The following is an 11,829-nucleotide window of genomic DNA, read 5'->3' on the forward strand; positions in this document are numbered from 1 at the left end:
CCGCGAAGGTGGCCGTACCGTTGGTGCTGGTTCTGTAACCGAAATCATCAAGTAATCGGATAATATAATGCCTAGAGAACTCATCACGCTCGAATGCACCGAATGCAATCAGCGCAACTATGACTGCGATAAGAACAAGCGTCTTCACCCCTCTCGCGTAGAGTACAAGAAGTATTGCCCGTTCTGCCGCAAGCATACTGTTCACAAGGAAACCAAGTAAGGAAGTCCGAATAGGTCGGTAGCTCAATTGGTAGAGTCACGGTCTCCAAAACCGTTGGTTGGGGGTTCGAGTCCCTCCCGACCTGCTCACTTCCCGGAGTCATTATGCGTAAGATCCAGCAATATGTCAAGGAATGTATCCAAGAATTGAAGCAAGTTACTTGGCCTACTTGGGAAGAACTCAAGGGTTCTACGCTCGTAGTGATGCTTTTCAGCGTCATTATGGGTGTCTATATCGCTGGACTCGACGTTGGTCTCTCTTGGATTGTTGACAAAATCATGGGAAGAGGTTAATCGTTATGATGCGTTGGTATGCAATCCACACCTTTTCCGGTCAAGAAAATAACATTAAGAAACGTATCGAGCAGATGATTGAACGCGAAGGCGTTCAAGAAAAGTTCGGTCAGATTATCGTACCGACTCGCGAAGTGGCTTCTACAGTTCGCGGTCGTCGTCGCGTATCTACCCAGAACATGATGCCCACGTACGTTTTCATTGAAATGGTGCTGGACGAGCTCACCCAGCATTTGGTGATGAACATCAATGGCGTCACCCATTTCTTGGGAATGACCCCGACTAAGCGCGTGGCCATTCCTTTAACTAAGAGCGAGGTCGATCGTCTCCTGGGAGTTAATCCTGATGCTCCTGAAGGCGAGATTCCGCCGTATACCATTGGCGAAAATGTCCGCATCAAGGAAGGTCCGTTCAAGGACTTTGTGGGCGTCGTAGACGAAATCATGGATTCCAAGATCAAGGTCATGGTTACCGTATTCGGTCGTTCTACGCCTGTTGAACTTGCCTTTAACCAGGTTGAGTCCGACAACGTCTAATGTTACGGTTTTTGCAACGGAGATAACACAGTGGCAAAGAAAATCACAGGTTATATTAAGCTCCAGATTCCTGCAGGTGCTGCTAACCCGGCTCCCCCGGTAGGTCCCGCCCTCGGTCAGAAGGGTGTGAACATCATGGAATTCTGTAAGCAGTTTAATGCTAAGACTCAGAACGACAAGGGCATGATTATCCCGGTCGTTATTACTGTCTACGCAGATAAGAGCTTTACCTTCATCACGAAGGTTTCGCCGGTTCCGGCTCTCATCAAGAAGGCCGTCGGCATTGAAAGTGGTTCTGGTGAACCCAACCGTAAGAAAGTTGGTAAGATCACTCAGGCCCAGATCGCAGACATCGCTCAGAAGAAGATGCCGGATCTCAACACAATCGACCTCGAAGCCGCCAAGCGCATGGTTGCAGGCACCGCCCGCTCCATGGGTATTGAAGTGGTTGACTGAGGCAGGTAATTCACCGTTACGTATCTGACAGGAAAATTTCATGTTCAGAGGAAAAAAATACAAGAAGATTGCTGAAGCTATCGAAGCCAACAAGGCTTACGGTTTGGTAGAGGCAATTGATATTCTTAAAAAGTCCGAGGTGAAGTTCGACCAGACCGTCGAAATCCACTTCAATCTCGGTGTGGACCCCAAACATTCCGACCAAGTGGTTCGTGGCACTGTTGTGCTGCCGCATGGTACCGGTCGTAAGGTCCGCGTTCTCGTTTTCTGCAAGGACAATAATATTGAAATTGCACAGAACGCAGGCGCAGACTACGCTGGTGGTGCTGACTTGGTTCAGAAGATTCAGGAAGGCTGGCTGGACTTTGATTCCGTCGTTGCTACTCCCGACATGATGCCGGTGATTAGTAAGGTGGCAAAGGTGCTCGGTCCCCGTGGTATGATGCCGTCCCCCAAGGCTGGTACTGTGACCGTTAACGTTGCACAGACCGTCAAGGAACTCAAGGCCGGTAAGATTCAGTACCGCGTCGACAAGGGTGCTAACGTTCACGCCCCCGTTGGCAAGCTCTCCTTCAGTGGCGAACAGCTGGTTGAAAATGCCAAGTCTGTTATCGACTCTGTTGTTAAGGCTAAGCCGCAATCTTCTAAGGGCACCTACATTAAGAGCCTTACGTTGTCCGCAACGATGGCTCCGGGCATCAAACTTGATATGGCACTGACGCGCTAGGAGAAACCATGAAAGCTGTAGTTAAGAAACAACAGACCGTGGACTCTATCGTCGAGTCCTTCAAGGGCGCAACCGCCGTCTATCTGCTCAACTATCAAGGCATTACCGTTGAAAAGGACAATGCCCTTCGCAAGGCCCTGGCATCTAAGGGTGTTAAGTACAAGGCTGTGAAGAATACTCTTCTCAAGCGCGTACTTGCTGCTCTTAACGTTGAAGGTCTCGATGACCAGCTGACTGGTGCAACATCCGTCATGGTTGGCTTCGAAGAAGATCCTCTTCTGCCGGCACGCGAAATTGAAGCATTCCACAAAGCTAACCCCGATTTCTTGATTTCCAAGAGTGTCTTCCTTGATGGTAAGGCAATGCCTGGTACCGAAGTCGTGAACCTCTCCAAGATCCCGGATCGCAAGGGCATGATCGCAATGATCGTCTCCATCGCTCTCGGACCTGGTTCCACTATCGCAGGTCAGATCAAGACTCTCCAGGAAAAGCTGGAAGAAGCATCGGGCTCCGAAGCACCTGCTGCAGAAGCAGCTCCGGAAGCTTAACAACAAACCACAAACCAAAAATTTTAAACGGAATAATCGGAGAAACACATCATGGCAACTGATATCAAGGCATTGGGCGATCAGATCGTTGGTCTTACCCTTCTCGAAGCCAAGGCTTTGGCTGACTACCTCAAGGAAACCCACGGCATTGAAGCCGCTGCTGGTGGCGCCGTAGTTATGGCTGCTGCAGCTGCAGCTCCTGCTGAAGAAAAGACTGAATTCGACGTTATCCTCGTCGAATGCGGTGCTAAGAAGATGGACGTCCTCAAGGCTGTCCGCGCTATCACCGGTCTCGGCCTTAAGGAAGCTAAGGACCTCGTCGAAAAGGCCAACAGCGTCGTTAAGGAAGCTATGCCGAAGGCTGACGCTGAAAAGCTCAAGAAGGAATTGGAAGATCTCGGAGCAAAGGTCGCTCTGAAGTAATGCTTTCACTTCTCTAAATCTTCTATATGCCAACTGCCTGCACTAAATGTGCGGGCTTTTGGTGTATTAAGATTTTCTGCTTTTTTCACCCGAAAAAAGCCCATGGCAGCAAGGTTAAGAAGATAGTCATTCTTAATATTTTTCTACCTTTGGTGCCAACAATCAGCTCTCACCGGATGAGGTATTTCTAATGACGACGGAGCGAAAAAGCTATTCCTCCAATAAGTTCCAGTTGGAACTTCCGTACCTGATCGAAGTCCAGAAGGCTTCGTACGAGCAATTCCTTCAGAAGGATATCCCCCAAGAAAAGCGTCTCAAGGTTGGCTTGCAGCGCGTTTTCGAGGATATATTCCCGATCACAGACGTAAAGGGCCTCTACTCCCTGAACTATGAAGGTTACTACTTCGGTATCCCGAAGTACAGCATTCCTGAATGCCGTGAACGTGGCCTTACCTACTCTATGGAACTCTTTGCAACTTTGTCTCTTCAGGTTTTCGAAGAAGATGGCGAAGATCGCAAGCTGAAGGAAGAAGTCAAGAACGATGTGCTCGTTTGCGAACTTCCGATCATGACTGAAAATGGAACGTTCATCGTCAATGGCGCTGAACGCGTTGTCGTTTCTCAGTTGCACCGTTCCTACGGTGTTACCTTCGACAAGGAAATGCAGGTTAACGGCCGCGACGACTACAAGAGCCGTATTATTCCGCACCGCGGCGCCTGGGTTGAATTCAATACCGAAGGTGATATCCTTTACCTCATCATCGACCGTAAGAAGAAGCTCCCGGCTTCTGCAATGCTCCGTTGCATCGGCTTCGAAACTACTCAGGACATCCTGAAGCTGTTCTACAAGAAGACCGAAGTTGTCAACGTTGCTGAACTGGCCGACCAGTACGATGAAAACGGCGTTTGCGTTCTCATCGACCGCATCATTTTTGAAGACATCATCGATACCAGCACTGGCGAAGTCATCCTCGAAGCCAACACCGTTATCGACGACAAGAAGTTGGACCGCCTCCGCGAGAGCAGCGTAGAATCTATCGTTCTCCTCTCCAAGGAAGAAGACAACCTCCTTATCCATTACACCCTGGCTGCAGACAAGACCAAGTCTCGTGAAGACGCCCTCAAGGCAATCTACTCCGTGACCCATCAGCAGCAGGATGAAGCTCCGGATATGCGCACTGCCGAGATCTACTTCGACAGCCAGTTCATTTCCGATCCCCACAAGTATGACCTGGGCGAAGTCGGTCGTTACCGCTTGAACACCAAGGTCTACTCCAAGCCTGAAATTCAGGAACTTCTGGCCGAACAGGGTCCGGAATTCAAGATTCCGTCCCTCACCACCATGACCATGAGCAAGACCGACTTCCTTGCTATCATCAAGTACATGGTTGGCCTCTACCACGGTGCAGAAGGTTACGGCCTCGACGATATCGACCACTTGGGCAACCGTCGTACCCGTTCCGTTGGCGAACTTCTCGCTAACCAGATTTCCGTTGGTCTTTCCCGTATGTCTCGCGTGATTCGTGAGAACCTCACTCTTCACGGCGAAGACGAACAGACCACACCTCGTGAGCTGGTCAACACCCGTATGGTGTCCACCGTTGTGCAGGCCTTCTTCGGCTCCAGCCAGCTGTCCCAGTTCATGGACCAGATGAACCCGCTTTCTGAACTTACTCACAAGCGTCGTCTCTCCGCTCTTGGTCCTGGTGGTCTTTCCCGCGAACGCGCAGGCTTCGAAGTCCGTGACGTGCACTACACTCACTACGGCCGTCTCTGCCCGATCGAAACTCCGGAAGGCCCGAACATCGGTCTTATCAACTCCCTCGCAACCTTCGCCGTTGTCAACCACTTCGGCTTCATCGAAACTCCGTACCGTATCGTCGGTCTTATCGACTTCAAGGATGCTCAGGGCAACATTGTCAAGGTTCCCGAAAACAAGTGGCACTTTGGCATCTTCAAGGCTTTCGTACATGACCCGCATCTCTTCTTGGAACTTGAACTGACCAAGAAGCAGGCAGACCAGGTTCGCATGAACCTCGACAACCGCCAGCGTGACTTGTTCGACGGCTTTGTGAACAAAGTATTTGCATTCAAGGATGCAGAAGGCGAAGTCACCTACTACCGTAACGGTTTCGTCGTTGAAAACTTCGACGGCAAGGCTGACTACGAACAGGTTGGCACTGTTGTAGAACAGATCGTTTCTGACTACATCACCTTCCTCACCGCAGACGAAGAAGACGCATTCAAGGTTGCTCCGTCCAGCACCGAACTTACCGAAGACAACCGCTTCAAGGGTGACATGGATGGTTACGTGATCGTTCGCGACAAGAGCGAATATCCGCAGCTCATGAGCCAGGAATCCATCGCTCTCGATGACGTTGAAACCGAACGTATCGACCTTATGGACGTGGCCCCGATGCAGATTGTTTCTGTGGCTGCTGGTCTTATTCCGTTCCTTGAACACGATGACGCAAACCGCGCATTGATGGGTTCTAACATGCAGCGTCAGGCTGTTCCTCTGCTCCGTGCAGAAGCTCCGGTGGTTGGCACCGGCCTGGAACGTCGCGCCGCTCTCGACTCCGGTACCGTTGTTCGTGCAAAGCACGACGGTATGGTTACCTTCGTTGACGCACGTAACGTGACTATTCAGCGTGGTAACATGGTGGACGGCAACTTCGTGCCTCTCACCGGTCTCGGCGAAGACTATGAATTCCTCGGCAAGGATCCTATCGACCAGTACGTTCTCCGCAAGTTCGAACGTTCTAACCAGGATTCCTGCATTAACCAGAAGCCCATCGTGAACGTTGGCGACTTCGTCAAGGCTGGCGACGTGCTGGCTGACGGTGTGTCTACCGACCACGGCGAACTGGCTCTGGGTAAGAACATTCTCATCGGCTTCCTGCCGTGGAATGGTTATAACTACGAAGACGCCGTTATCATTTCCGAAGAACTGGCTATCAAGGATACCTTCACTTCCATCCATATCGAAGAATATGAACTGGAAGTTCGCGACACCAAGCGTGGTCCGGAAGAACTGACCCGCGAAATTCCCAACGTTGGCGAAGACGCTCTCCGCAACTTGGACGAAAACGGTGTTGTTCGTGTTGGTGCCGAAGTCACAGCAGACGATATCCTCGTCGGTAAGGTTACCCCGAAGGGTGAAACCGAACTCTCTCCGGAAGAACGTCTTCTCCGCGCCATCTTCGGTGAAAAGGCCGGCGATGTCCGCGACTCCTCTTTGAAGGCTCCTCCGGGAATGAAGGGCGTGGTTCTCGAAACCCGCGTCTTCAGCAAGAAGGACAAGGCTGACAAGAACAGCAAGGAAAAGGATCAGGAAACCATCAACGAAATTCGTAGCAACTTCCAGATTCAGATCGACAAGATCAAGGAATCCTGCTCCGAACACCTGTTCGAACTTCTCGGCGGTAAGGCTGCCGGCAAGGTGATGGACAACGAAACCCACGAACTGCTGATTCGCGAAGGCGCAACCTATACCGAACAGAACCTGGCCATGATCGACGTGACCAAGGTCTCTCCGGCATCTACCTTCGTTGTGGGTGATGACGAACTTCAGGAACGCGTGCTCACTCTCGTGCTTGTTGCCCGCGACAACCTGGATACCCTGACCCGTACCATGGAAAAGGAAATCGACAAGGTGACCAAGGGCGACGAACTGAAGCCCGGCGTTCTCAAGAGCGTGAAGGTCTACATTGCCAAGAAGCGTTGCCTCTCCATCGGTGACAAGATGGCAGGTCGCCATGGTAACAAGGGTGTTGTGTCCAAGATCGTTCCGGTCGAAGACATGCCGTTCACCGAAGACGGTCGTCCGCTTCAGATCCTTCTGAACCCGCTGGGCGTGCCTTCTCGTATGAACATCGGTCAGGTGCTGGAAGTGCACTTGGGCTGGGCTGCAAAGACCCTCGGCTTCAAGGTGACCACTCCGGTGTTCGACGGTGCCGAGTTCGAAGACATTTGTGAAGAACTCAAGAAGGCTTACGAAAAGAACCCCATCGTTAACTACGAAATGGATCCGGACAATGGCAAGATCATTGGTAAGGCAAAGCTTTACGACGGTAAGACCGGTGAAGCATTCCTGAACCCGGTTACCATCGGTTACATGTACTACCTCAAGCTGGGCCACTTGGTAGACGACAAGATCCATGCTCGTTCTATCGGTTCCTACGCTCTGGTTACTCAGCAGCCTCTTGGCGGTAAGAGCCAGTTCGGTGGTCAGCGCTTCGGTGAAATGGAAGTGTGGGCTATGGAAGCTTACGGTGCCGCTTACACCTTGCAGGAACTCCTCACCGTCAAGTCTGACGATGTCCAGGGTCGTTCCAAGGTCTATGACGCCATCGTTCATGGTCAGAACACTCCGAAGCCGGGTGTACCTGAATCCTTTAACGTTATGATCCGCGAAGTCCGTTCTTTGGGTCTGAACATCCAGACCAATGGAGATAAGTAATATGGTCGACGAAATTGAACGTGAAAACTCTGGTGATATTAGCATTCACCTTGCTGCTCCGGAAATGATCCGTAGCTGGTCTCACGGTGAAGTCACCAAGCCGGAAACCATCAACTATCGTTCCTTCAAGCCCGAAAAGGATGGTCTTTTCTGCGAAAAGATCTTCGGACCTGTTAAGAACTGGGAATGTAACTGCGGTAAGTTCAAGCGCATCCGTTACAAGGGTGTTGTCTGTGACCGTTGCGGTGTGGAAGTTACCCACTCCAACGTTCGCCGTAAGTACATGGGCCATATCGAATTGGCTATTCCTCTGACTCACACCTGGTTCGTACGTAACCAGCCCTGTGTCATTGGTGCCCTCCTGAACCTTTCCACCAAGGACCTGGACAACATCATCTACTACGAAAAGTACGTAGTGATCGACCCGGGTACCACCGACCTGGATCCCAATACCCTTATCGACGAAGCCCAGTATCAGGACTTGACCAACGAAGGTCGTGTCTTCGATGCCAAGATGGGTGCATCTGCTATCAAGCAGCTCCTCGACAAGGTTGACCTGACCGCTCTCTCCGCAGAGCTCCGTATCCAGGCTCAGTCCAAGTCCAAGACCAAGCAGGACGACGCTCTCAAGCGTTTGAAGATCGTTGACTCCTTCTTGAAGTCTCAGCGCGAAAGCTTCCGTGGCTACTACGAAAATCCTGAAAAGGCAATGAAGCAGGACTCTCAGCAGCCCTGGCTCCGTGGCCTTGCCGAAGCTGTTGCCGAATTCAAGGCTGCATACTCTCAGGCAAATCCCACCTTCATCGTTGCCGATGCTTACGAAGAATTCCGCAAGCAGTATCCCAACGAAGCTCGTTTGCTTGCAAACCAGCCGTCTTGGATGATTCTCGACGTTCTTCCGGTGATTCCGCCTGATCTGCGTCCTCTCGTTCCCCTGGAAGGTGGCCGCTTTGCTACTTCCGACTTGAACGAACTGTATCGCCGTGTCATCAACCGTAACAACCGCTTGAAGAAGTTGATCGACATCCGTGCCCCGAACGTTATTCTCTGCAACGAAAAGCGTATGTTGCAGGAAGCTGTTGACCAGCTGTTCGATAGCGGCCGCCGTACCGCACGTACTGGCGCTGCACGCCCCATGAAGAGCCTCGCTGAACTCCTGAAGGGTAAGCAGGGTCGCTTCCGTATGAACCTCCTCGGTAAGCGTGTTGACTACTCCGGTCGTTCTGTGATCGTCGTCGGTCCGGAACTTCGCATGCACCAGTGCGGTCTCCCGAAGCGTATGGCTCTCGAACTCTACAAGCCGTTCATCATCCAGCGCTTGGAAGAAGAAGGTATCGTATATACCCTCAAGTCCGCCAAGAAGTACGTGGATGCAGAACGTCCTGAAGTTTGGGACATCCTCGAACAGATTATCGAAGACCATCCGGTGATGCTGAACCGTGCTCCTACTCTGCACCGCCTCGGTATTCAGGCCTTCTATCCGAAGCTCATCGAAGGTAATGCAATTCGCCTGCACCCCCTCGTATGTACTGCATTTAACGCAGACTTCGACGGTGACCAGATGGCTTGCCACCTTCCGCTGTCTTTCGAAACTCAGTTGGAATGCCGCGTTCTCATGCTGTCTTCCAACAATATTCTTCACCCTGCTTCCGGTCAGCCGATTGCTGTGCCGGGCCAGGACATCGTGCTCGGTCTGTACTACCTGACCAAGCCCCGTCCGGGTCGCAAGGGCGAAGGCATGCATTTCTTTGATCCCGCCGAAGCTGTCCGTGCATACGAAAACGGCGTCGTGGACCTGAATGCCTACGTCTACCTGAAGCTCCCCGCAGGCCGCAAGGTCTACATGGGCGCTCTGGAAAAGGATTGCGTCATGGTACGCGAATCCGCAGACGATAACGGCAATTGGGACGTAAACGTCAAGGCCGGCGAAAAGATCAAGTTCCTTACCCTTAAGGAAGAAAACGTTATCAAGACCACCGTCGGTCGAATCATCTTCAATGAATTCGTGCCGAACGCCCTGGGCTACGCAAACGAAACCTTCGGCAAGAAGGTTATTGCAAAGTCCATCGATGACCTGTACCGTCGTACCGGCAACCGCGTAACGGTTGACTACCTGGATGACCTGAAGGCCAACGGTTATAAGTGGGCAACCCGCGCAGGTTCCTCTGTGGCTATCGCCGAAATGGTGATCCCCAAGGAAAAGCAGGAAATGCTGGACAAGGCTGCAGAAGCTGTGTCCCGTATCCGCGGCCTGTACGAAGACGGTGTTATCACCGGTGGTGAACGTTACAACCAGACTATCGACGTTTGGTCCAAGACTACTTCTGACGTGGCTGCCAAGCAGTGGGAACTGCTCTCCAGCGACCGCGATGGTTTCAACCCCGTTTACATGATGGCCGACTCCGGCGCTCGTGGTAGCCGTGAACAGATTAAGCAGCTGTCCGGTATGCGTGGTTTGATGCAGAAGCCGACTAAGGACTTGAACGGTCAGGAAGTTATTGAAAACCCGATTAAGTCTTGCTTCCGTGAAGGCTTGAACGTGATGGAATACTTCATTTCCTCTCACGGTGCTCGTAAGGGTTTGGCTGATACCGCTATGAAGACCGCTGACGCTGGTTACCTTACCCGTCGTCTTGTTGACGTGGGCCAAGATCTGGTGATCACCGAAGCCGACTGCGGTACCACTAACGGTATTGAAGTTTCTGCTTTCAAGGATGGTGACGATACCGTTATCTCCCTTGAAGAACGTCTCCTTGGTCGTGCACCGGTGGACGACATTAAGCATCCGGTTACTGGCGAAATCATCGTCAAGGCCGGCGACCTGGTTAACGAACGCGATCTCGTGAAGATCAGCGCAACCGGTCTCGAACGCATCAAGATGCGCTCCGTGCTTACTTGCGATTCCAAGAACGGTGTTTGCTCCAAGTGCTACGGCCGTATGCTGGCCTCCGGTCGCCCCGTTGATCTGGGCGAAGCTGTTGGCGTGCTCGCTGCACAGTCCATCGGTGAACCGGGTACTCAGCTTACCCTCCGTACCTTCCACATTGGTGGTGCATCTTCTCGTCTTACTGTTGAAAGTGACAAGAAGGCATCCGTTGACGGTCGTGTCGAACTGGAACAGGTCGAAACCGTCGTTCACGAAGGTCAGAAGGTCGTGGTCAGCCGCATGGCAGAACTCGTTATCTTTGACAAGACCGGCATCAATAAGGGTCGTTACCAGATTCCTTACGGTGCTATCCTCCATGTCGAAAACGGCGCCGCAGTTGCTCAGGGCGACGTAATGTTCGAATGGGATCCGTATAACAGCCCGATTATCAGTAATGTTGCTGGTAAGGTTGTGTTTACGGATATGGTTGAAAACCGTACCTACCGCTCCGAAACCGACGAAGTTACCGGCGTGGAAACCTGGACCGTGATTAGCGATAAGCAGCACGGTAAGAAGGACCTGCACCCGGCTGTTACCATCGTGGATTCTTCCAATGCCAAGATCGGTAACTACATGCTTCCGGACGGCGCTATCATCACAGTTCATGCCGGCGACATGATCGCTGTCGGTTCTACTGTGGCCAAGCTCCCGCGTGCAGCTGGTAAGACCCGCGATATTACCGGTGGTCTTCCCCGCGTTGCTGAACTCTTCGAAGCTCGCGTTCCGAAGAGCAAGGCATTCATCGCACCTATCGATGGCTTGGTTAGCTACGGTGAAGAAGTTCGCAACAATCAAGTTGTTATCATCAAGATGGACGACCAGGAAGTGAAAGTGCTGGTTCCCCGTGGCGTCCACTTGGCGGTCAACGAAGGTGACCGTGTCCGTGCTGGTCAGAAGATCAGCGAAGGCAGCGTAGATCCTCATGATATCCTCGACGTCCTTGGACCTGAAGAAGTCCAGCGTCACTTGGTGAACGAAATCCAGGCAGTGTACCGCCTGCAGGGTGTGGCTATCGCAGATAAGCACATCGAATGTATCGTTCGTCAGATGATGCGTAAGGTCAAGATCAAGGAATCTGGTGATTCTGAACTGCTTCCGGGCGAAGAAATTTCCAAGGCCCGTCTGCGCGCCATCAACGACCAGCTGGTCGAAGTTGGCAAGACTCCGGCGACCTTCACGCCGATGCTCCTTGGTATCACGAAGGCTTCCTTGGCAACAGACAGCTTCATCTCTGCCTG

Annotated in this window: 9 protein-coding genes and 1 tRNA gene; all 10 read left to right on the forward strand. The window is 52.1% G+C overall.

Annotation, left to right across the window (positions count from 1 at the left end; translation table 11 throughout):
* Window positions 1–67 precede the first annotated feature (67 nt).
* Window positions 68–220, forward strand: a complete 153-nt coding sequence (rpmG, locus tag MJZ26_13475) for a 50S ribosomal protein L33 (GenBank protein MCQ2106788.1) — start codon at window positions 68–70, stop codon at window positions 218–220.
* 12 nt (window positions 221–232) lie between these two features.
* A tRNA-Trp gene (locus MJZ26_13480) sits at window positions 233–305 on the forward strand.
* 19 nt (window positions 306–324) lie between these two features.
* A complete protein-coding gene (secE, locus tag MJZ26_13485) occupies window positions 325–513 on the forward strand; it encodes a preprotein translocase subunit SecE (GenBank protein MCQ2106789.1) in 189 nt (62 codons plus the stop codon).
* A 5-nt stretch (window positions 514–518) separates the two neighbouring features.
* Window positions 519–1,049 carry a transcription termination/antitermination protein NusG gene (gene nusG / locus MJZ26_13490; GenBank protein ID MCQ2106790.1) on the forward strand — a complete coding sequence of 177 codons (531 nt, stop codon included), beginning with the start codon at window positions 519–521 and terminating at the stop codon, window positions 1,047–1,049.
* Between the two features lie 30 nt (window positions 1,050–1,079).
* A complete protein-coding gene (gene rplK, locus MJZ26_13495) occupies window positions 1,080–1,505 on the forward strand; it encodes a 50S ribosomal protein L11 (GenBank protein ID MCQ2106791.1) in 426 nt (141 codons plus the stop codon).
* A 40-nt stretch (window positions 1,506–1,545) separates the two neighbouring features.
* Window positions 1,546–2,232: a 50S ribosomal protein L1 gene (rplA, locus tag MJZ26_13500; protein MCQ2106792.1), complete on the forward strand. Its 687-nt coding sequence runs from the start codon at window positions 1,546–1,548 to the stop codon at window positions 2,230–2,232.
* An 8-nt stretch (window positions 2,233–2,240) separates the two neighbouring features.
* A complete protein-coding gene (rplJ, locus tag MJZ26_13505; GenBank protein MCQ2106793.1) occupies window positions 2,241–2,780 on the forward strand; it encodes a 50S ribosomal protein L10 in 540 nt (179 codons plus the stop codon).
* Window positions 2,781–2,831: 51 nt separating this feature from the next.
* Entirely contained in the window at window positions 2,832–3,203 is a 372-nt protein-coding gene (rplL, locus tag MJZ26_13510; protein ID MCQ2106794.1) for a 50S ribosomal protein L7/L12, read from the forward strand.
* A 190-nt stretch (window positions 3,204–3,393) separates the two neighbouring features.
* Complete coding sequence (gene rpoB / locus MJZ26_13515; protein ID MCQ2106795.1) at window positions 3,394–7,665, forward strand: DNA-directed RNA polymerase subunit beta; 4,272 nt, start codon at window positions 3,394–3,396, stop codon at window positions 7,663–7,665.
* A 1-nt stretch (window position 7,666) separates the two neighbouring features.
* Window positions 7,667–11,829 (forward strand): DNA-directed RNA polymerase subunit beta' (gene rpoC, locus MJZ26_13520; protein ID MCQ2106796.1); only part of this gene is annotated, 4,163 nt, incomplete at its 3' end.

Source organism: Fibrobacter sp. (assembly GCA_024398965.1).
Classification (GTDB): Bacteria; Fibrobacterota; Fibrobacteria; order Fibrobacterales; family Fibrobacteraceae; genus Fibrobacter.